Source organism: Kribbella sp. CA-247076, from assembly GCF_050942445.1.
Classification (GTDB): Bacteria; Actinomycetota; Actinomycetes; order Propionibacteriales; family Kribbellaceae; genus Kribbella.
This window is the reverse complement of the sequence record NZ_CP192051.1, coordinates 6,087,962-6,107,968: the sequence shown is the minus strand read 5'-3', so window position 1 is coordinate 6,107,968 and position 20,007 is coordinate 6,087,962. Positions and strand designations below refer to the sequence as shown.

At 68.3% G+C, this 20,007-nt stretch carries 26 protein-coding genes and 1 tRNA gene; 19 read left to right on the top strand and 8 right to left on the bottom strand.

Features of this window, described 5'->3' with window-relative positions:
* Positions 1-4 precede the first annotated feature (4 nt).
* Both ACQPYZ_RS28890 and ACQPYZ_RS28885 read left to right on the top strand, forming a co-directional pair.
* Complete coding sequence (locus tag ACQPYZ_RS28890) at positions 5-634, top strand: hypothetical protein (protein WP_433161627.1); 630 nt, start codon at positions 5-7, stop codon at positions 632-634.
* A 9-nt stretch (positions 635-643) separates the two neighbouring features.
* Entirely contained in the window at positions 644-1,636 is a 993-nt protein-coding gene (locus ACQPYZ_RS28885) for a MazG family protein (protein WP_433161626.1), read from the top strand.
* 3 nt (positions 1,637-1,639) lie between these two features.
* Here ACQPYZ_RS28885 and ACQPYZ_RS28880 read toward each other — a convergent pair whose 3' ends face one another.
* Positions 1,640-1,981, bottom strand: a complete 342-nt coding sequence (locus tag ACQPYZ_RS28880) for a type II toxin-antitoxin system VapC family toxin (protein ID WP_433161624.1) — start codon at positions 1,979-1,981, stop codon at positions 1,640-1,642.
* 86 nt (positions 1,982-2,067) lie between these two features.
* Positions 2,068-2,301: a hypothetical protein gene (locus ACQPYZ_RS28875; RefSeq protein ID WP_433161622.1), complete on the bottom strand. Its 234-nt coding sequence runs from the start codon at positions 2,299-2,301 to the stop codon at positions 2,068-2,070.
* 155 nt (positions 2,302-2,456) lie between these two features.
* Between ACQPYZ_RS28875 and ACQPYZ_RS28870 the strand changes: the two genes are divergently transcribed.
* A complete protein-coding gene (locus ACQPYZ_RS28870; RefSeq protein WP_433161620.1) occupies positions 2,457-3,224 on the top strand; it encodes a phosphotransferase enzyme family protein in 768 nt (255 codons plus the stop codon).
* Here ACQPYZ_RS28870 and ACQPYZ_RS28865 read toward each other — a convergent pair.
* Positions 3,141-3,656, bottom strand: a complete 516-nt coding sequence (locus ACQPYZ_RS28865; protein ID WP_433161619.1) for a hypothetical protein — start codon at positions 3,654-3,656, stop codon at positions 3,141-3,143. The genes ACQPYZ_RS28870 and ACQPYZ_RS28865 overlap by 84 nt on opposite strands.
* Before the next feature lie 69 nt (positions 3,657-3,725).
* Here ACQPYZ_RS28865 and ACQPYZ_RS28860 point away from each other — a divergent pair, with 69 nt between their 5' ends.
* The 7 genes from ACQPYZ_RS28860 (at position 3,726) to ACQPYZ_RS28830 (ending at position 9,432) form a co-directional block, all read left to right on the top strand.
* Positions 3,726-4,568, top strand: coding sequence for a LysR substrate-binding domain-containing protein (locus ACQPYZ_RS28860; RefSeq protein WP_433161617.1), 843 nt, complete (start codon positions 3,726-3,728; stop codon positions 4,566-4,568).
* Entirely contained in the window at positions 4,565-5,110 is a 546-nt protein-coding gene (locus tag ACQPYZ_RS28855) for an RNA 2'-phosphotransferase (RefSeq protein ID WP_433161615.1), read from the top strand. Before ACQPYZ_RS28860 ends, ACQPYZ_RS28855 begins: the two co-directional genes overlap by 4 nt.
* A gap of 39 nt (positions 5,111-5,149) precedes the next feature.
* Positions 5,150-6,430 (top strand): phosphopyruvate hydratase, encoded by a 1,281-nt coding sequence (gene eno / locus ACQPYZ_RS28850; RefSeq protein WP_433161613.1) that lies wholly within the window; start codon positions 5,150-5,152, stop codon positions 6,428-6,430.
* 18 nt (positions 6,431-6,448) lie between these two features.
* On the top strand, positions 6,449-7,051 hold the full coding sequence (locus ACQPYZ_RS28845; RefSeq protein ID WP_433161611.1) for an FtsB family cell division protein: 603 nt from the start codon (positions 6,449-6,451) through the stop codon (positions 7,049-7,051).
* Positions 7,048-7,530 (top strand): DUF501 domain-containing protein, encoded by a 483-nt coding sequence (locus tag ACQPYZ_RS28840; RefSeq protein ID WP_433161609.1) that lies wholly within the window; start codon positions 7,048-7,050, stop codon positions 7,528-7,530. The genes ACQPYZ_RS28845 and ACQPYZ_RS28840 overlap by 4 nt, the downstream gene beginning before the upstream one ends.
* Positions 7,531-7,558: 28 nt before the next feature.
* Complete coding sequence (locus ACQPYZ_RS28835; protein ID WP_433161607.1) at positions 7,559-8,476, top strand: exopolyphosphatase; 918 nt, start codon at positions 7,559-7,561, stop codon at positions 8,474-8,476.
* Between the two features lie 122 nt (positions 8,477-8,598).
* Positions 8,599-9,432: a uracil-DNA glycosylase gene (locus ACQPYZ_RS28830; RefSeq protein ID WP_433161605.1), complete on the top strand. Its 834-nt coding sequence runs from the start codon at positions 8,599-8,601 to the stop codon at positions 9,430-9,432.
* A gap of 139 nt (positions 9,433-9,571) precedes the next feature.
* Here the strand turns inward: ACQPYZ_RS28830 and ACQPYZ_RS28825 are convergent, their stop codons facing one another.
* Entirely contained in the window at positions 9,572-10,249 is a 678-nt protein-coding gene (locus ACQPYZ_RS28825) for a molybdopterin-dependent oxidoreductase (protein WP_433161603.1), read from the bottom strand.
* Between the two features lie 66 nt (positions 10,250-10,315).
* On the opposite strand from ACQPYZ_RS28825, the gene ACQPYZ_RS28820 reads away from it, so the two are divergent.
* From ACQPYZ_RS28820 to ACQPYZ_RS28795, 6 genes are all read left to right on the top strand, one after another.
* On the top strand, positions 10,316-10,918 hold the full coding sequence (locus tag ACQPYZ_RS28820; protein WP_433161600.1) for a TetR/AcrR family transcriptional regulator: 603 nt from the start codon (positions 10,316-10,318) through the stop codon (positions 10,916-10,918).
* 26 nt (positions 10,919-10,944) lie between these two features.
* Complete coding sequence (locus ACQPYZ_RS28815) at positions 10,945-11,451, top strand: uracil-DNA glycosylase family protein (protein WP_433161598.1); 507 nt, start codon at positions 10,945-10,947, stop codon at positions 11,449-11,451.
* 63 nt (positions 11,452-11,514) lie between these two features.
* Positions 11,515-12,312 carry a class I SAM-dependent methyltransferase gene (locus ACQPYZ_RS28810; protein WP_433161596.1) on the top strand — a complete coding sequence of 266 codons (798 nt, stop codon included), beginning with the start codon at positions 11,515-11,517 and terminating at the stop codon, positions 12,310-12,312.
* A 78-nt stretch (positions 12,313-12,390) separates the two neighbouring features.
* Positions 12,391-13,737 (top strand): MFS transporter, encoded by a 1,347-nt coding sequence (locus ACQPYZ_RS28805; RefSeq protein WP_433161594.1) that lies wholly within the window; start codon positions 12,391-12,393, stop codon positions 13,735-13,737.
* A gap of 314 nt (positions 13,738-14,051) precedes the next feature.
* Positions 14,052-14,507 (top strand): hypothetical protein, encoded by a 456-nt coding sequence (locus ACQPYZ_RS28800; protein WP_433161592.1) that lies wholly within the window; start codon positions 14,052-14,054, stop codon positions 14,505-14,507.
* Between the two features lie 92 nt (positions 14,508-14,599).
* The gene (locus ACQPYZ_RS28795; protein WP_433161589.1) at positions 14,600-15,103 is read left to right on the top strand and encodes a DinB family protein; all 504 of its coding nucleotides are present in this window, start codon (positions 14,600-14,602) and stop codon (positions 15,101-15,103) included.
* A 336-nt stretch (positions 15,104-15,439) separates the two neighbouring features.
* Here the strand turns inward: ACQPYZ_RS28795 and ACQPYZ_RS28790 are convergent, their stop codons facing one another.
* The gene (locus ACQPYZ_RS28790; RefSeq protein WP_433161586.1) at positions 15,440-15,862 is read right to left on the bottom strand and encodes a hypothetical protein; all 423 of its coding nucleotides are present in this window, start codon (positions 15,860-15,862) and stop codon (positions 15,440-15,442) included.
* Between the two features lie 429 nt (positions 15,863-16,291).
* Here ACQPYZ_RS28790 and ACQPYZ_RS28785 point away from each other — a divergent pair, with 429 nt between their 5' ends.
* The gene (locus ACQPYZ_RS28785; protein WP_433161584.1) at positions 16,292-16,630 is read left to right on the top strand and encodes a tyrosine-type recombinase/integrase; all 339 of its coding nucleotides are present in this window, start codon (positions 16,292-16,294) and stop codon (positions 16,628-16,630) included.
* Between the two features lie 91 nt (positions 16,631-16,721).
* Here the strand turns inward: ACQPYZ_RS28785 and ACQPYZ_RS28780 are convergent.
* The 3 genes from ACQPYZ_RS28780 to ACQPYZ_RS28770 form a co-directional block, all read right to left on the bottom strand.
* Positions 16,722-16,802, bottom strand: a tRNA-Leu gene (locus tag ACQPYZ_RS28780).
* Between the two features lie 263 nt (positions 16,803-17,065).
* Complete coding sequence (gene def / locus ACQPYZ_RS28775) at positions 17,066-17,614, bottom strand: peptide deformylase (RefSeq protein WP_433161582.1); 549 nt, start codon at positions 17,612-17,614, stop codon at positions 17,066-17,068.
* Entirely contained in the window at positions 17,611-18,117 is a 507-nt protein-coding gene (locus tag ACQPYZ_RS28770) for a glycine cleavage system protein R (protein ID WP_433161579.1), read from the bottom strand. Before ACQPYZ_RS28770 ends, def begins: the two co-directional genes overlap by 4 nt.
* A gap of 104 nt (positions 18,118-18,221) precedes the next feature.
* On the opposite strand from ACQPYZ_RS28770, the gene ACQPYZ_RS28765 reads away from it, so the two are divergent.
* Both ACQPYZ_RS28765 and ACQPYZ_RS28760 read left to right on the top strand, forming a co-directional pair.
* Positions 18,222-19,346: a sensor histidine kinase gene (locus ACQPYZ_RS28765; protein WP_433161578.1), complete on the top strand. Its 1,125-nt coding sequence runs from the start codon at positions 18,222-18,224 to the stop codon at positions 19,344-19,346.
* Positions 19,343-20,002, top strand: coding sequence for a response regulator (locus ACQPYZ_RS28760; protein ID WP_433161575.1), 660 nt, complete (start codon positions 19,343-19,345; stop codon positions 20,000-20,002). Before ACQPYZ_RS28765 ends, ACQPYZ_RS28760 begins: the two co-directional genes overlap by 4 nt.
* The last annotated feature ends 5 nt before the right edge of the window (positions 20,003-20,007 follow it).

Here is a 20,007-nt window from a genome sequence, read left to right as displayed (position 1 = left end):
TTCGGTGAGCAGAGGGCGACGGCTTCGGGCCATCGGAGCGGCAGTGGCGTCGGTGCTGCTGGTCGGCGGCTGCGCGGCGGGGACGCACCCGGGAGCGGCGGCCGTGGTCGGCACGAGCGAGATCAGCGTCGGTGACGTCGACACCACCTCTCGGGCGGTCAGCACCGCACTCGGGCAGGACTTCAACAACACGGTCGCGCTGGGCGAGCTGGTGAACAACGCCCTGGTCGCCGAGGTCAGCAAGCAGCGCTCGATCACGGTCAGCGACGCCGAGGCCGCCGAGGCGGCCAAGCTGGTGGTCAACGACCCGACGGCGTTCGCCAAGTTCGAGTCCGACCCGGTCGCGCGGGACTTCCTCCGCCAGGTGGCCCAGGCCGCGGTGGCGACGATCAAGCTCGGCGGCGGCACCGGGGTCAAGGACCCGAAGGTGCAGACCGCCCAGCAGGCCGGTCTGCAGGCTGTCCGGGACGCCTCGAAGGACGTGAAGGTCGAGATCTCACCGCGGTTCGGCCAATGGACCGACGGCCGGATCGACAGCAAGATCTCCGGCTCGCTGTCCGAGGAGTCCGCGCAGGCCAAGGCCAAGCGCGAAGCCGCCGAGCAGGCCGCCCAGCAGCCGCAGCCGCAGGGCTGACGCCGGTCCATGCCTGGTGACACCGCGGTCGGTGCGATCAAGGTCGTCCTGACCAGCCCCCGGGTGGCGCCGGGCCTGCTCACCCGCGCGGCCTGGCAGGCGTTCGCCGAGGCCGACCACATCGGGGCCGCCGACCTCCGCCCGGACGTGCAGGCGCTGGTCGGCTCCGGGCTCGTCGTCACCCAGGTCGAGGGTGACGTCGCCGCGCACTGGGCGTGGCTGTCCGCGGCGGCCGCCGACGGCAAGCAGGTCGCCTGGCTGGTGGGCGAGGACGGCGAACCAGGGTTGCTCCGGGTCGTCGCCGACCAGGTGAGCCGCGAGCCACGTCCGCCGTACGACGTGGAGGTCCTGCACGGGTCGTACGACGTACCGGGCGCGCGGCTGATCGACCTGGTCCGGGTGATGGACCGGCTGCGCCGGAACTGCCCGTGGGACCAGGAGCAGACGCACGAGAGCCTGGCGAAGTACCTGCTCGAGGAGACGTACGAGACCCTCGAGGCGATCGACACCGGCGACCGCGCCCACCTCCGCGAGGAGCTCGGCGACCTGCTCCTCCAGGTCGCGTTCCACTCCCGGATCGCCGAGGAGCACCCGGACGAGGGCTACTCGATCGACGACGTGGCCGGCGACATCGTCGAGAAGCTCGTCCGCCGCCACCCACACGTCTTCGGCACCGTCGACGCGGCCGACGCCGCCGCCGTCGAAGCCAACTGGGAAACCATCAAGGCCGCCGAGAAACAACGCACCTCGGTCCTCGAAGGCATCCCGCTGGCCCTGCCGGCCCTGGCCCTCGCCGACAAGGTCCTCGGCCGCGCCGCCAAGGTCCTCCCGGCCGAGCTGCCTGTTCCCGCCGGAGACTCCGACCTCGACCGCCTGGGCGCCCAGCTCCTGCAACTCGTCCAGGAGGCACGCACCCAAGGCATCGACGCCGAACAAGCCCTCCGCACCGCCGTCCAGCACCTGAGCACCGAGATCCGCACCGCCGAGAGCGCGGGCGACTGACGGTCAGAGTCGATCGGCCGCCACCACGACGATCCGCTTCTCGTCGCCGACCAACGCCTTGAGGTCTCCCGGATCCGAGGTCGCGATGACCACCGGACCTGCTTCCGCCAGAGCGGTGGCGACCAGGATCGCGTCGACGGCCTGACCCGAACCCAGCCTGGCTTCGCCGATCAACTGGCCGGCCCGCTCACCCACAGCGCGGCTGACGGGCTCGACGACGACTCCTTGCAGGACGCGGTACACCCCCGCGTCGCGCTGCGTGCCCCGCAGCGCCTCGGCCAGGATCGCGGCGGAGGTGACGACCCGGCGGCCGTCGGCGTACGCGGCGTGGAGACGTACGTACATCGAGCGGTCCGTGGCCGCTCTCGACAGCCCTTCGTTGTCGAGTACCAGAGATCCCTGCGGCGTTGGTCTGGTGCGTTTGCGCGGGCTCACGGATGTGGCCACTCCGCCCTGGCGCGGGCCAGTTCCTCCTCGGTCACGGGTCCGTGAGTCTCGGCGAGCTCGGACAGCAGGTCGCCGAGCCGGTCGTGTTCCAGTTGCCGGATCAAGGCATCGGTGACGTAGGCGGAGACGTTGCCCCGACCGGCGCGGGAACGCAGCTCGGCAGCCACGTCCGACGGGATCGTGACGCTCAGCTTGTCGGTGTGCGCCGGCTCGCTCATGACGTCGATCCTACCGTTGGTGGGATCGTTCGCCCAGTCAAATCCAGGTGCCCACCGACTCGAAGGCTGGCAGGGTGGGGCCGGTGGAGATTTCTGGACTCTTGGCCGAGCGTTGGTCGTGGAAGCCGGCGAGGGTTGAGCGGTTGGTGGGTGGGATGGGGTCGGCTACCTGGGTTGCCGAGGGGGATGGGCGGCGGGTTGTCGTCAAGGCGGTGGAGGCGCGCGACCAGGGGTTCGGGCCGGGGCTCGAGTTGGCGGCTCGGCTGGCTGATGCGGGGTTCGTGACCGGGCGGCCGGTGCTCAGTTCTGCCCGGCGGGTGGTCGAGGAGTACGACGGCCGACTGGTCGGCGTACTCGAGTTCGTCGACGGCGTTCCACTGACCGACGCCGACGCGGCCGTGGTCGGCTCGGTGTTGGGTCGCGTTCATGTCGCCTCGGGCACGGCTCCGGGCGAGGTGGACGACTGGCTCCAGTTCCTGCACTTCTTCGAGCCGTGGCTGGGCCTGGAGCCCTGGATTCGGCCGGCGGTCGAGGGGGCGATGGGCGGCGTACGGCGGCTTGGGCCGTTGACGTGGGCGTGGTTGCACGGGGATCCGGCGTCGGATGCGTTCTTGCGGCAGGCTGACGGGGTTGTCGGGTTGATCGACTGGGGTGCGGCGATGCACGGGCCGGTGTTGTACGACCTTGCGTCGGCGGTCATGTACGTCGGTGGGCCGGCCGACGTCGTCCCGGCGTACCTCGACGAGCGGCCGGAGTTGCGGGCCGAGGTCGAGGGTGGGCTGGACGCGTTTCTGCAGGTTCGGTACGCCGTGCAGGCCGGGTACTTCGCGTGGCGGTGTTCAAACGACGTGCTGACCGGGATCGCCGACCCGGCCGAGAACCGGAAGGGCCTCGACGACGCCCGTCGCGCCTTCGGCCTGTAGGTCCCGGCGGATCGCCGCCTCGGTGTCACGCCAGTTCGTGAAGAGGTAGCGGTACGGGACGACCGGCGTGATCGCGGCGATCACGTCCGGTTTGTCGTCGACGAAGTGCGTGATGCCCAGGTCGGCGCAGTGGATCGCCTTCTGTGGCCGCTGCAGGCAGAAGCGGACGTTGCCCTCGGCAATCCCCGTCCGCTCGAAGAACCGGTGGTGCCGCAACCACTCCAGCGATCGCCCCTGCACTCGCGGCCCGCACTTCGAGATCAACCGCGCCTCCTCGAACAACGGCACGAGTCGCGCGATCGCCTCGAAGGCTCCGGGTACGGCGGGTGTCCGCAGCATCGCCGCGTAGTCGCCGGCGAAGAACGACGTGTCACCGGGGCCCGACGTCCCGTTGATGATGACCCGGCCGATGTCGATTCCCAATCTGTTCATGCTTCCATGCTGGCGGCGGCGTGACTTCAGCAGAACTAGTATTCGGCCTGATAGCTATAGTTTGATTCGATGGAACTGGTCGCGGAGGATCTGGCAGCGTTCGCGGTGTTCGCCGAGCACCGGAACTTCACCCGCGCGGCCGAGGAACTGCACGTCAGTCAACCGGCCCTGCACACCCGCATCCGGAAGCTGGAAGCCCGCCTCGGCAAGCCGCTCTACACCAAGCACGGCCGGCTCCTCCGCCTGACCGACGCCGGGGAACGGCTCGCTGCGTTCGCCAACGAGACGAGGGACCGAGCCGCCGACTTCCTGGGCTCCCTGGACGCCGCACCGCCCAGACCGCTCGTCCTGATCGCGGGATCGGGCAGCTACCTCTACCTGCTCGGCGACCCACTCCGGCGGTACCTGGCCCGAGACCGCGAGCTGCGGTTGCGCACCGGCGATGCCGGCGAAACGCTGCGCGCCGTACGCGAAGGAGCCGCGGATCTCGGCGTGACCGCGCTGACCGTCCCGCCGGACGACCTCGAGTGCACGCTGCTGGCGCAGTACCCGCAGACCTTGATCACCCGTGCCGACCACCGCCTGGCCGATCGGCGGAGCGTCCGGCTGAAGGACCTGGAGGACGAGGCGCTCGTCGTACCGCCGAAGGGCCGGCCGCACCGGCAACAACTCGAGCGGAGCATGCTGGACCAGGGCCTCCGGTGGTCCGTCGCGGTCGAGGCGGAAGGGTGGGAACTGCTGGTCCACTTCGTCCGTCTAGGAGTGGGTCCGGCCGTGGTCAACGGGTCCGTCCGGGTGACGAGCGCCGTACGCCGGATCCCGGTGAAGGACCTGCCGCCGGTGCGGTACTACGTCGTGACGCGCGGGGACCCGGGGGAGCGGGTGGACGAGTTGAAGGGGATGTTGCTGTGAGCAGGGACAGCCGACGGGTCTCCTGGCTGCTGCGGCATACGGCAGGTGAGCGCGGTCTCACGATGAGTGCGGACGGGTGGGCGCTGATCGACGACGTTCTGCGCCTGCTCGGGATGGACCGTCGGGCGCTGGATCTCGCGGTCGAGCAGAACGACAAGCAGCGGCTGCAGGTCGACGGGGACCGGATCCGCGCGTGTCAGGGGCACTCGCTGGACGGGATGCCGGTGACACGTGAAGCCTTGGAGAACAGTTGGGAACGGGTCCACCCCGACGACCTGCTCTGGCACGGGACGACGTACCGGGCGGTGGACGGGATCAGGCGCCACGGGCTGCTGCCGGGACGGCGTACGCATGTCCATCTGGCGCCGGCGAAGGACAGTCCGGTGGGGCGTCGATCGGCCGTGGAAGTCTTGCTGGGTGTGGATCCGGCCGATCTGAGCGTCCATCGGGCTCCCAACGGAGTGTTACTGACGCGGTTCGTGCCGCCGGGTGCGATTGTGGAGGCCGACGCGGTCCACCCTGCCCGCTGGTCTGCCAGCTAGGCTCAGAACCGATTCGTCATCGAGAACTTGGGAGTCAATGTGGCCACCATCGAGGCCGTCGGCGCCCGCGAGATCCTCGACTCGCGCGGCAACCCCACTGTCGAGGTCGAGGTTCTCCTCGACGACGACACCGTCGCCCGGGCCGCGGTGCCGTCGGGCGCGTCCACCGGCCAGTTCGAGGCCGTCGAGCTGCGGGACGGCGACAAGGCCCGGTACGGCGGCAAGGGTGTCCAGAAGGCGGTCACCGCCATCCTCGAGGACATCGACAAGGAGATCGTCGGGTACGACGTCCACGAGCAGCGGCTGATCGACCAGGCCCTGCTGGACCTGGACGGCTCGCCGAACAAGGCCAAGCTGGGCGCGAACGCCATCCTCGGCGTCAGCCTCGCCGTCGCCAAGGCGGCCGCTGAGTCGACCGGCCTCCCGCTGTTCCGGTACGTCGGCGGCCCGAACGCGCACGTGCTCCCGGTGCCGATGATGAACATCCTCAACGGCGGCGCGCACGCGGACAGCAACGTCGACGTGCAGGAGTTCATGATCGCCCCGATCGGCGCCGCCACCTACGGCGAGGCGCTGATGCAGGGTGCGGGCGTCTACCACGCGCTGAAGGCGGTGCTGAAGGAGCGCGGCCTGTCCACCGGCCTCGGTGACGAGGGCGGCTTCGCGCCGAACCTGGCCAGCAACCGCGAGGCTCTCGACCTGATCGCGGTCGCGGTCGAGAAGACCGGCCTGAAGCTCGGCACGGACATCGCGCTGGCGATGGACGTGGCCGCGAGCGAGTTCCACACCGACGGCGTGTACGCGTTCGAGGGCGGCAAGAAGTCGGCCGACGAGATGATCGCGTACTACGCCGACCTGGTCGCGTCGTACCCGATCGTCTCGATCGAGGACCCGCTGAACGAGGAGGACTGGTCCGGCTGGATCAACCTGTCGGCCCAGCTCGGTGACAAGATCCAGATCGTCGGCGACGACCTGTTCGTCACCAACGTCGAGCGGCTGCAGCGCGGCATCACCGAGAAGGCGGCGAACTCGCTGCTGGTGAAGGTGAACCAGATCGGCTCGCTGACCGAGACCCTGGACGCCGTCGACCTGGCCCACCGCAACGGGTTCACCTGCATGATGAGCCACCGCTCCGGCGAGACCGAGGACACCACGATCGCCGACCTCGCGGTCGCCACCAACTGCGGTCAGATCAAGTCCGGCGCTCCGGCTCGGTCCGACCGGACCGCGAAGTACAACCAGCTGCTCCGGATCGAGGAGGAGCTCGACGACGCGGCGACGTACGCCGGTCGCTCGGCCTTCCCGCGGTACCAGGGCTGACCCTTTCGGAGGTTCGGTATGCCGTCCCGTCGGGAATCCGGTGCACGCCCCGGCTCGCGTCCGTCGAGCCGGACCCAGTCGCGTCCACCGTCCCGGCGGGGCGAGCAGCCGAAACGCCGTACGGCGGCGTCGCCCGCCCCGGCGCGGACGAGGGGCTCACGCAACCTCACAGGCCGGGCCGCCGTCGTGCTGCTCGTGCTCGGTGCGCTGATCGTGTCGTACGCGCAGAGCCTGCGGGTGTGGTTCGACCAGCACCAGCAGATCACCGCGCTGCAGCAGGAGATCCGCGACCGGGAGAAGCGGGTCGCGGAGCTGAACGACGAGATCGCCCGGTGGGACGACGACGCGTACGTGAAGGCGCAGGCCCGGCAGCGGCTCGGCTGGGTGATGCCGGGTGAGGTCGGCTACCGCGTGATCGGCGCGGACGGGAAGCCGGTCGGCGCCCCGCCGGAGCCGTCGACCCCGTCGGACGCGGCCGCCGACGAGCAGCAGCCGACCTGGTACACGAAGCTGTGGGGGAGTGTCGAGGGCGCCGGCGAGCCCGCGGTCCCGTCGACGCCGAAGCCGACCAAGCCGACACCGAAGCCGATCCTGACGCCGTCGCCTAAGGTGACCCGGTGAGCGTCAGTCCCGCGGATATCGAAGCAGTCGAGAAACAACTGGGCCGGACCCCGCGCGGCATCCGGTCCGTGGCCCACCGGTGCAGTTGCGGCCTGCCCGACGTGGTCGAGACCGAGCCCCGGCTGCCGGACGGTACGCCGTTCCCGACGACGTACTACGTGACGTGTCCGCGACTCGCGTCCGCGATCGGCACGCTCGAGGCCGAGGGCGTGATGAAGGAGATGACCGACCGCCTGGCCACCGACGAGGACCTGGCCGCCCGCTACCGCGCCGCCCACGACTCCTATCTCGCTCACCGCGAGTCGATCGAACACGTCGACGAGATCGCCGGCATCACTGCCGGTGGCATGCCCACTCGCGTCAAATGCCTGCACGTCCTGGCCGGCCACTCCCTCGCCGCCGGCCCTGGCGTCAACCCGCTGGGCGACGAAACCCTCGAAGCCCTGGATGACTGGGGCCGCCGAGGTCCCTGTGTCTGATCGAGTCGCTGTGTCTGACCGGGGCCCTGTGTCTGACCGGGTCGCCGCCGTCGACTGTGGCACGAACTCGATCCGCCTGCTGATCGCCGACCTCGTCGACGGGTCGCTGCGCGAGGTGGACCGGCGGATGACGATCGTGCGTCTCGGCCAAGGTGTGGACGCCACTGGCGCCTTCGCCCCGGAAGCCCTGGACCGCGTCTTCTCCGCCTCCGACGACTTCGCCGCCGCGATCCGCGCTGCCGGCGCGACCCGGACCCGATTCGTCGCAACCTCGGCCGCGCGCGACGTGCGAAACCGGGACGTCTTCTTCGCCGGCATCCGCGAGCGCTTCGGCGTCGAGCCGGACATCATCTCCGGCGCCGAGGAAGCCTCACTGACCTTCCGCGGCGCGACGAGCGGTCTCGTGGCACTCCACGTCCCCGGGCCTTATCTCGTCGCCGACATCGGCGGCGGCTCCACCGAGCTCGTCCTCGGCGACACCACCGGCGTACGCGCCGCCGAGTCCCTCGACATCGGCTCGGTCCGCCTGACCGAGCGCCACGTCACCACAGACCCGACCTCACCGGCCGAGCTCGCCGCAATTGCCAAAGACATCGACGCTCTCCTCGACGGCACCACCGTCCCGATCGCCGAAGCCCGTGCGCTGGTCGGTGTCGCCGGCACCGTCACTACAGTCGCCGCCATTGCCCTCGACCTCCCCGAGTACGACCGCACCCAGGTCCACCACGCCCGCATCTCCGGTCCGAGGTTGCGCGACACAACGACCTGGCTGACCTCCTCCACGCGCGCCGACCGCTCCGCCGTACGCGCGATCCACCCGGGCCGAGTCGACGTTATCGGCGCCGGTGCGCTGATATTGCAGCGGTTGTACGACCGGATGGCCGTGGACGAAGTGCTCGTCTCCGAACACGACATCCTCGACGGCGTCGCCCTCTCCCTCGGCTGACCCGGACCGCCAGGCCATCACAACGACGCCCGCTCGCCGTCGTCGAGCGTGCCCGCCGGCCGACGGGCCCGATTGTGATGGCCTGGACGTCCTCAGCGTCGGCGGGTCTCTAGGCTGAAGGGGTGAAGCTGCCGCATCCGTTGACGGGGGAGTTGTTCGAGAGCCCGGTCCCACCAGGTACGGGCTGGCCGGAGGACCCCGCCGTACGTCGTACTCCGGTGGCTCACGACGCCTCCGAAGTGGTCGACCTGGCTGCGACCGCGGACCTGGCCGAGCTGGAGGCCCGAGTCTCGGTCTGCCGGGCCTGCCCGCGGCTCGTGGAATGGCGGGAAGATGTTGCCTTAAGCAAGCGGAAGTCATTCGTGGACCAGCCGTACTGGGGGCGCCCGATCGCGGGCTGGGGCGCCGCCGAACCACGCATCCTCATCGCCGGCCTCGCCCCCGCGGCGCACGGCGGCAACCGCACCGGGCGGGTGTTCACCGGCGACCGCTCCGGCGACTGGCTGTTCGCCGCCCTGCACCGAGTCGGCCTCGCCAACCAGCCCACCAGCGAACACGCCGGCGACGGCCTCCACCTCATCGCCACCCGCATGATCGCCGCCGTCCGCTGCGCCCCACCCGCCAACAAACCAACCCCCATCGAACGCGACACCTGCGCCCCCTGGTTCCGCCGCGAACTGGAACTGTCCCTCCCCACCACCCGAGCCATCGTCTGCCTCGGCAAGTTCGGCTACGACGCCCTCCTGAACGCGCTAGCAGCCACCGGCGCCCAGGTCCCCCGCCCCCGCCCACCCTTCGGCCACGCCGTCGAACACCCGCTGCAAACCCCCCACGGCCCGATCACCGTCATCGGCTCCTACCACCCCAGCCAACAAAACACCTTCACCGGCAAACTCACCCAACAAATGCTGGACACCGTCCTGACCCGCGCGAAGTCGATCGCCGGCGTCCCCTGAATCGGTCAGCGACCGACCCTCGACATGCACGCTTTCTCGTCACCCGCTGGGACGGGAGAACCAGTCAACGGATGAGCCGCTGCGAACCGCCCGCCCATGGCGTGAGACGTTCACTCTCGGCGGCACGCCGTACGGATGCTCATCGGTCTTGGATTCCCTTCGCGCAGAGGGCGCGGATGGGGCGGATCAGCGGACGGTAGAACGGCCGGATCAGCCATCCCGGAATGTGGCCGTGGCGCTCCTCGTGCCAGACCCGCGCACGGGGATGCCCCTCGATCAGGCGGCCGGCGATGCTCCGATCGAGGCGATGTACCGGCAGGGCGGAGTACACCTCGACCCGGCACAAGTGCTTGATGCTCATGTAGCCGTACTGCGCAGGACTGACCAGCCGGATCGGCGCTCCGTGGTCGCCGCCGAGTGGATTCCCGTTGACCCGATCCGCAAGCAGGACGTCGTCGGCCAGCGCGTCTTGGAGTTCGACCACGGAGCTGACTCCGTCCAGGCCCACGAACGCCAGGTGGCTGACGGAGGCCTCCGCGTCGAGCGCGGGCTCAACCCAGGCGCTAAAGAAGTCGGCGAACCGAACCCCTTCCCACCGCAGGTCGGTCGCCGTCCAGCCGGAGACGCAGTGAAAGTCGGCGACGAGCTCGCGTCGCGGCAGTGTGGCGAGTTCCGGCAGCCGCACGTCCAGCGGCTTCTGTACGACGCCGCCGATCGCGATCACCGGATCGTCCGGCACCACGGGCGGCGGCCGATGCAGGTGCGTGCCGAATCGCGGGAACCCCTCGACGCTTCGTTGACCGGGTGGAAGTGGCACTGTCAGAACCTCCTTCACCGACCGACGGTCGGTCACCGACTTGCAGTCAGTCTTTATGCTTGCTTGGTGACTGTCAAGAGGCTTCGGGAACGGCAGGCGGAGGCGACCCGGGAGCTGCTGCTCGGGATCGCGCGCGAGCGGTTCGTCGAGCAGGGCTACCGGGCGACCGCCATGGATGACATCGTCCAGCGCGCAGGTCTCGCGAAAGGTGCGCTCTACCACCACTTCAGTGGTAAGGATGCACTGTTCAAGGCGGTCTACGACGTCGTGCTGGAGGAGACCGCAGAGGCGGTGATGGCCGCGGCCCTGGCCGAGACGGATCCGTGGGCCGCAGTACGAGCCGGCCTCTCCGCGTTCCTCGACGCCTGCCTCCAACCCGCGTTCAGGCGGATCGTGATCATCGACAGTGTGACCGTACTGGCCGCACGCGCCTGGGACAGCGGCACGGAAGGTGTCGAACTCCCGATGCTGCGAACTGTGCTGACACCCCTGGTCAACAGCGGCGCGCTACCCGGAGTCGCACTCGACCCCTTGGCACACGTCGCACTCGGCGGCCTCTATGGCTCAGCCCTCTACATCGCCCGAGCCGCCAACCCAGAGACCGCCCGCGCCGAGTCCGACGCAGTCCTCGACGTCGTCCTCCGCGGCGTACGAGCGGCGACCACCTGAACTTTGGTGCGCAGGTCGATCCACGTGTGCCCGGGAACGGCAGCAACCGTACCGGCCGCGTCTTCACCGGCGACCGCTCCGGCGACTGGCTGTTCGCCGCCCTCCACCGGGTCGGCCTCGCCAACCAGCCCACCAGCGAACACGCCGGCGACGGCCTCCGTCTCATCGCCACCCGCATGATCGCCGCCGTCCGCTGCGCCCCACCCGCCAACAAGCCAACCGCCGCCGAACGCGACACCTGCGCCCCCTGGTTCCGCCGCGAACTGGAACTGTCCCTCCCCACCACCCGAGCCATCGTCTGCCCGGGCAAGTTCGGCTACGACGCCCTCCTCACCGCCCTATCAGCCACCGGCGCCCACGTCCCCCGCCCCCGCTTCGGCCACGCCGTCGAACACCCGCTGGACACACCCCACGGCCCAATCACCGTCATCGGCTCCTACCACCCCAGCCAACAAAACACCTTCACCGGCAAACTCACCCAACAAATGCTCGACACCGTCCTGACCCAAGCCAAATCAATCGCAGGAATCTGACACTGTCGACCCGATGCAAAAGCAGTTGTCACGAACGTTGGGAGGCCGGATAGGTTGACGGGCATGGCGTCCTCCATCCAGCGAATTACAGAGGCTAACCGCACCAGTTGGAACCTCATCGCGCCGATGCGTCGAGGTGAGCCGGCCGACTTCTTCAGGAACGGCGGCCTGGCGCTCGAGCAATTCGAACTGGACCTCGTCGGTGACGTCAAGGACAAGCGGGTCCTGCACCTCGCGTGTTCGTGCGGCGATCAGGTGTTGTCCTGGGCGACGCTCGGAGCAACGGCGATCGGGATCGACATCTCGGACGTGGCGATCGAGATGGCCGAACGAAAGGCCACCGAGACAGGAATCGCAGCCGAGTTTCGCCAGGCCGACATGTTCGATCTGCCGGTGGACCTAGTGAAGCTCGATCTCATCTACTTGAGCTGGGGTGCCGTCTGTTGGGTCCCGGATCTCAACGAGTTCGCGCGCATCCTGGCAGAACGTCTTCGGCCCGGTGGATCGGTGTTGATGTGTGATCACCATCCGATCTGGGAGGTCCTCGCGGTCCGCGGAGACAACCAGCTCGCCGTGGCAGGCGACTACTTCGGACGTTCCACACCAAGGGCGGACACCGACGACGCGAAGCGCCCGGTGGGTGCCCGCGGGCAGACCAAACCACCGCCGTTCTCGGCCTTCGTCTGGCCGGCGAGCGACGTCGTCATGGCACTCATCAATGCCGGTCTCCAATTGACCGCCTTCTTCGAGGCGCCGGCACCAGAAATCTACGACGGCCTCGGCGTAAGCGCGTCACAGCTACCGGCGTACTACGCAATCAAAGCAACCAAGCCGACACAGACGCCGATCGTCAGCGACTGACGGCCTTCTTGCAATCTCCTGTCAGCCGCCGGGCAGCTCGGCGATACTGCCTGATTCCTGCGACGCCTCGGACGCTTCGTGTCGACTGCGGCGGTGCAGGGTTTACTGGGAGCGGTGAAGGTCCAGTGGCGTGTCTTGGTCGATCATCGGGATTTCCGGCGGTTGTTCGGCGGCGACTCGATCTCTCTACTGGGATCGAGCGTGACGACCGTTGCGTTGCCCTTGACCGCGGTCCTGGTGCTCGGTGCGTCGCCCGTACAAATGGGCTTGCTGGGAGCGGTCGCGTTCCTGCCGCACCTCGTCCTTGGGCTGCCGGCCGGGGTGTGGGTAGACCGGCTGTCGTACCGCAGCGTCATTGTCGGTGCTGACCTGTTGGCCGCCGCCGCCCTGACAGCCGTGCCGATTCTGGCCGCGACGGGACTGTTGCAGATGTGGCAGTTGTACGTCGTCGTGCTCGTCACCGGAGCGTGCAGCCTGTTCTCCGTGATCGCGGCCCAGTCGTTCGCGCCGATCCTGGTTCCCCGCCGCGAACTGCTCGCGGCCAACAGCGCGTTCGCGCTCAGCAACTCCGTCGTCGCCACCAGCGGCAGCGCTCTCGGCGGCGTCCTGGTCCAGCTCCTCACTGCCCCGATAGCGATCGCTGTCGACGCGGCGTCGTACCTGGTGTCGGCCATCTCAAAGGCGCGGATCACCGTCGCGGGCCGATCGACTGCCGTCGCTCCGGCCAAAGAGTCGCTGTTCGGGGGCATCTGGGTCGGCGTACGGGCAGCGCTGGAACAGCCCGCGCTGCGCGCGACCACGATCGCCGCCACTGTAGGCGCTTTGGCTGGTCAGATGCAGGTGGTGATCGTGGTGCTGTTCCTGGTCCGTGATCTCGGCTTGTCGGCTGCCCTGGTCGGCGTGGTCATCGCCGTGGCCGGGTTCGCCGGAATCATCGGCGCCACCGTCGGCGTGCAGATCACTGGTCGGCTCGGCAACGGGCCCGCCTTCATCCTCGGCACAACGCTGTCGAGTCTGGCCGGGCTGGTGATGGCCGCCGCCGGAGGACCGACCGCGTTGGTGTTGGCGGTTGTGATCGTCGCGCAACTCCTCCGCGGCTGGGGCCCGGCGCTGTACGGGATCAACCAGCAGACCATCCGCCAGATCCTGATCCCTCCAGAACTTCTCGCCCGCACCCAGGCGACCTGGCGCTTCCTGGTCCACGGAATGCAGCCGATCGGCGCACTCCTCGGCGGCACCCTCGGCGCCCTGCTCGGATTCCGAGCCACCCTGGTCATCAGCAGCCTCATCATGCTGACCAGCACCGCCGTCGCCCTCCTCAGCCCCCTACGAACCCTCCGCCAACTCCCAGACCCCGAGCCGCAGCAGTTCGCAACCAATGAGGCTCAGAGAGGTGTCGCGGGACGCAATCACCCTCGCAACTGAACTGCTGCTACACCGCGGCAAATCTGCTGCGTGCGGCTTAGATGGTTTTGAAGCATCCAATGGCGTCCTGACCGGCTGTTGGCCTTCCAAACCTCTCGCATCGACTCGAGAGCTCGCGAACGTGTGGACTGATGGAGCGAAGTACGACGATGACGTCGTACCTCATCGAATCTCTCCCGGGCCCGGCCCGCTGAACGGGGGTACACCCAGGTCGGTCGCCTCCGTCAATTCCCCATCTGGACGCGCAAGTTCTCACGCGTGGTGGCGAGGCTCTGGCGTGTCGTCCGCGGCCCGTGCGCCTGTACCGTCCTGCTATGAATCTGCTCTTCGGATGGCGCGGGCGAGTTCGCCGGTGGCCGAAGATTGATGGCCGTCGGTTGCCTTGGGGCGAAATGGATCACGCCGGCGACATCAAGGTCATATCGACCGAGGTCCTCAAAGGACTCATGGAGAAGGCTGCGCGCACGCCGGGGCTCAGCGCCACCGGTCGTCCGGAATGGCTGGAGGAGCATCGCGACGACCTCGGCGACCACTACGTTGCCGTGTTTGGAACTGACGGTGACGACTTCTACCGATGCATCGTGTTCTCTGTGCTGAAGGATCGTTCAGCGGGTGCTTACACACTCGACCTGAGCAGGCCGGACTTTCACGACCTCCCCGATATCGCGCCCTCCCAACTGGTCGAGTTCGCTCATCATTACCTGAGCACAATCCCTCTGGTGCCGCTGGATCCCAGCCAAGAGCAGTCTTGGCAGCGGACTCTCCGATAGCTGCCGACCTCAGGTTTCGTCCAGTGCGGGTCGGAGATCCCAGATGACGCCGTTGGCGTTCCCCACCATGGAATGCCCACTAGGATCGGCCAGTGTCCAGTGACGAGAACGAGCAGTTCTGCCTCACCTCGGAGCGTGCCGCCCTGGCGAACTTCCTGGATGCCCAGCGAGAGGGCCTGATCAGGAAGATCCAAGGGGTCGATGACGCAACGGCGCGGCAAACCCCGACCGCGAGTTCTTTGTCGCTTCTGGGCCTCGTGAAGCATGCAACGACCTGGGAGCGCCGCTGGTTTCAGGTGGTCATGGGCGGACGCGACTCAGGTGAGGACTGGCCTACCGTCAGAGGGCAGAACGACACCACCTTCATGGTCAGTGACCAGGATACGGTGGACGACTGGATAGAGAAGTACCGCGAGCAGATCGAGCAGTCCCGCTCCATCGCAGCTTCCATGGATCTCGACAGCATCTGTGCGCGTACGGACATCATCAAGTGCAACCTGCGGTACGTGATGTTCCACATGATCGAAGAGACCGCGCGCCATGCCGGCCACGCGGACATCATCCGCGAGACACTCGACGGCTCCCGCGGAATCTGAGCTGCCCAGCGCGCGTCAAGAGACGTGTCGACCGGAGTTCGACCGACCCCTGTCGAGGGAGGTTCGGCACAGGTCGCGCCACGCTCGTTTGTGGCTAGTTCATCTCTCCGAACCCAGCGGATCGCCGCGAACTGCACCCACCGGTGCAACTGGCTGACCACTTCCACGCCATGGGCGACGGCCGCGCTACGGCTTGGGCGCTACGGCTGGATCCCTTGTGCGCAAGGTATCCGAGCATTCCTAATTGCGGCGCGTTTGACCTAGTTGATGGGTGTTCTGACCAGGTATCGGCTCCCGAAATTCTCCCATTACGAAGCGGCCTCCGGGACGGGCGCCTCAGGCAGAGCGATCAGGCGGCCTGATGCCGTACTTCTCGATGACGAAGCGCCAGAACAGCGGAACAGCCTCCGAGGACGGTCGGTCAATCGAGTCATTGCGACCGGACCCGGAGAGACGCTCGATGCGAACATGCCCGGCAGCTGCGGCCGGTCTGAGCGAACTGGGAGCTCGCACGACGACCAGATCACTTACTGGTGGATCGACGGGATGAGGCGTGACCATGAGGTCATGCATCGCCGTGCCTACGGCGAGATGCTCGCTTGCTCCCGAGTCGAGCACGCTGTCGACCACGTCGATCAGGTACTGGAAGTTCGAATCCAGGGCGGCCATGCCACCCAGAAACGAGCGAACATCTGTCCATGACCGTTCGCCGAACGGATATGTCCACGCACGGATGGTGCTTCGACGCCACTTGGCCACGGGACAGAGTCTCGCAGGTGTTCGGCTGCGAGGTCCGAGCTCGACCTGCCAGCGTCCGGAGTGATACGCGAGGGTCCAGGTCGCCTTGGCCGCCCGCCCGGATGACCCGGCCGGACCCGGCCGAACGCGATCGAACTGCAACCGGAATTGCGCCCAGCTGGTCCCAGCCGCAGGGCCCGCCGATCCGGTGCTGGTCAGCCTGACTCGGGCAGGCGGCTGCTGTCTGAAGTCTGTTAGCTGCCGACCTTCAAAGCGCATTGGGCATCCACAATCGGCAACATGTTGCGTCACTAGGCAGGCCAGCCTGAGATAAACATTTCCAGCCGCTTATGCTCACCCTGCTCGTCACGTGGCGAATGGGTCTTGCGGAAGCCCAAGGGTAAGAGCTGCGTTTGGTTCCCATTCCCGCTCCATTGACCGAGCAACTCCATGCCCACCGCGCTACTCAAGCTATTGAGCTTCTGGCAGTTAGCGCCGCGTGGGGGGACTGCGATCTGGTCTTCGCGGATTAGCGGGGGCCCGGCCGATCAAGCTTCGGCGCTACTGGCCGAGTTCGAATCCATGCGGTCGCTCATTGGCGTGCAGGACGCGAGGCCTCACGATGCTCGCCATACCGCCGCCACGTTGCTCCTGGAAGTAGTAGACATCAGCGTGAGTCAGGAGATTCTCGGGGATGCCTCTCTTGCGGTGGTAAGGCGCTATGCGCATGTACGGGACAAGCTGACTCGGGACGCGGCCGAGCACATGGGGGAGGCGCTGTGGTCGTGATGACGGTTGCAACTAGGTGTGCAACTAACGCGGCGATAGGTAAGTCTCCGCTATGTCACGGTTCGTAATACCTGCCGGTCAGAGTGGCCTGTGCCCGGGACGGGATTCGAACCCGTATGCCTTTCGGCCGCGAGGTTTAAGCTCGCTGCGTCTGCCGTTCCGCCACCCGGGCTGGTCGGCAAGCACTGACCTTACAAGCAAAGACGAGCGCGGGTGGGGTTCTCAGGGGTCCACAGCAGCCGCCGACCACGCCGCCGTCGCTGAGCGAGCAGCGCGAGCGCGCCGCGAGCGGAGCGAGCGCACCCCGCGAGCGTACGGCGAGCGCCGCGAGCAGGACAGCGAGCAGCGTGAGCGCGACAGGGTGGGTGGGGCTGCCGGCGGAGCTCGCGACGGAGGAGCGCGCGGAGCAGGCTGCGAGGGGGACCCCCAGGCCGGCTACTTGTAGACCTTGCGGGGGTAGATGGCGTGGGCTCCGGCTACTCGGTCGAGGAAGAGGTTGCCGTTGCAGTGGTCTATTTCGTGTTGGAGGGCTCGGGCTTCGAAGGCGTCGGTGGTGATGGTGACCTCGTCCGTCGTACCGGGCAGGGTGCCGGTCACCGTGAGCCGGGTGGCGCGTTTGACGTCGCCGGTGAAGTCGGGGACGGACATGCAGCCCTCGCGGCCCTTCTCCTGCCGCGACGCCTCGACGACCACCGCGTTGCACAGCACGAACACTCCATGGCAGGTCCGTGTCTTCGGGTGATCGGTGACGTCAAGCGAGAACATCTGCGCCGCCACGCCGACCTGCGGCGCCGCCAGCCCCACGCACCCGGGCGACACCCGCATCGTGGCGACCAGGTCGGCGGCGAGCTGGATGGTCGCCGGGTCGAGTGGGTCCACGGTCGCGCCTTCGGTGGCCAGGACCGGGTGTGGCGCCCGCAGGACCTCCAGTACGGCGCCCTCGACGCCGAGGTCGGCGGGGGACCAGCCGGTGATCACTGTCACAGCTCGTCGCTCTCCGCCGAGCGCAGGGTGACGCCGACGCCGAGCTCGTCGGCGGTGATCTCCAACGCGCGCGTCAGCATCTCCAGCTCGGCGGTGAGCGGCAGCTCGACCTCGGCGGTCAGCACGTACAGCTCCCCGCTCAGCCGGGTGGTCAGGTCGGTGATCGTCCCGCCCGCGGTGGCGATCATCCGGGTGACCGCGGCCACGATCCCGGGCCGGTCGGCACCGTGAACGCTCAGCAGGTACGACGGGCCGATCGGTGCGTGCTCGTGTTCGGGGCCGACCTTACGGACCGTGATCACCAGCTCCCCGCGCAGCGGCTCGACGGCCTGCTTGACCTCCTCGAACGGCCCGGAGCAGACGATCATCATCGCGAAGTGGCCGCGCAGCAGCGTCATGGTGGAGTCCTCGAGGTTGACTCCGGTACCGGCCAGCGCCTCGGTGACGTCCGCGATGATGCCCGGGCGGTCGGGTCCGATGACGGTGACTGCGAGCTGACTCATGCCCGGCAACCTACCGTTGACCTAAGTAGCCGATGAATCCGACTTCGGTATCCGGACAGCCGCGAAACCCCCGGGGAACGCTTACGCACCGCTACATTCGTGCCATGACCGAGTCCGTACGCCGTCCGCGCCGCAGCCGGCGCGACTGGATCGTGGACTCGCTCGTCTTCGTCGTCGCGGTGTTCGTCGGGATCCTCCTGTTCGAGGACGGCAGCAGGGACCCGGTGAGCCCGCAGCTGCTCGCGTTCGACTTCGCCTTCGGGATGATTCTGTGCCTGACGCTGTGGTTCCGGCGCCGCTGGCCGGTCCAGCTGGCGTTGCTGTCGGCCGTGATCGGCATCTTCTCGGATACCGCCGGCGGGGCCGGGATCGTCCTCATCCTGACCGTGGCCATCCACTGCCGGCTGCGGACCACCCTGATCATTTTCCTGGTGAACGCGGTGAGCCTGGCGTTCTACGTCCAGGTGCGGCACAAGACCGAGACCGAGGCCCTCGTCGTGGCGGCCATCGCGATCTACATCGCGCTGATGGCGTGGGGTTTGTACATCCGCTCCCGCCGCCAGCTCCTGCAGACGCTGCGCGACCGTGCCGACCGGGCCGAGATCGTCGCCAAGCTGCAGGCGGAGCAGGCCCAGCTCCGGGCTCGTGAGGAGATCGCTCGCGAGATGCACGACGTACTCGGGCATCGGCTGTCGCTGCTCAGCGTGCACGCCGGCGCGCTCGCGTACCGGCCGGACGCGTCCACGGAGGAGGTCGCCGGGGCGGCCGAGGTCATCCGGGCCAGTGCGCATCAGGCGTTGCAGGATCTGCGGGAGGTGATCGGCGTACTGCGGGCGCCGGTCGGAGAGCTCCCGCAGCCGACGTTCGCCGACCTGCCCGTGCTGGTCGAGGGGTCGCGCGACGCGGGTCTGCCGGTCGAGCTGGTCCTGGATGCTCCCGGCGCGCTGCCGGAGCACGTCGGGCGGACGGCGTACCGGATCGTGCAGGAGGGGCTGACCAATGCGCTCAAGCACGCGCCCGGCGAGGCGGTCCGGATCAGCGTGACCGGTGCCCCGGGCAACGGATTGTCCGTGGAGGTCCGCAACCCGGCGCCGAACCGCCGGCGCGGCGACGGGAAAGGGCTGCTGGGACTGGCCGAACGCGCCGCGCTCGTCGACGGCCGGCTCGAACACGGCCGGACCCCTGAAGGTGAGTTCCGGCTCTTCGCTTGGTTACCGTGGCCGGCATGACCATTCGGGTTCTGATCGTCGACGACGATCCGCTGCTGCGCGCCGGGCTGAAGATGATGCTCGGGGGCGCCCCGGACATCCGGGTGGTCGGCGAGGCCGGCGACGGTACCGGCGTACAAGGCCTGATCGACCGGCTTGCTCCCGACGTGGTCCTGATGGACATCCGCATGCCCGGCACCGACGGCCTGACCGCGACCGAGTCGGTACGACGCCGTCCGAACGCGCCCGAGATCGTCATCCTGACCACGTTCGACGCCGACGAGCACGTACTGCGCGCGCTCCGCGCCGGCGCGGCCGGATTCGTCCTGAAGGACACCCCGCCGGCCGAGATCGTCGACTCGGTACGGCGGGTGGCCGCCGGGCAACCGGTGTTGTCGCCGGCCGTGACCAAGCAGCTGATGACCCGGGTCGCGGCGTCCGGCCGGGACCAGCGCAAGACGAAGGCGCTCGACCGGCTGGCGCAGCTGAACGACCGCGAGCGCGAGATCGCCGTGGCGGTCGGCGAAGGCAAGTCGAACGCCGAGATCAGCGCGACCCTCTATCTCAGCGTCCCGACGGTGAAGACGCACGTCTCGCGCATCCTCACCAAGCTCGACCTGAACAACCGCGTCCAGATCGCCCTGATCGTGCACGACGCCGGGCTGCTGCACGAGTAGCCGGC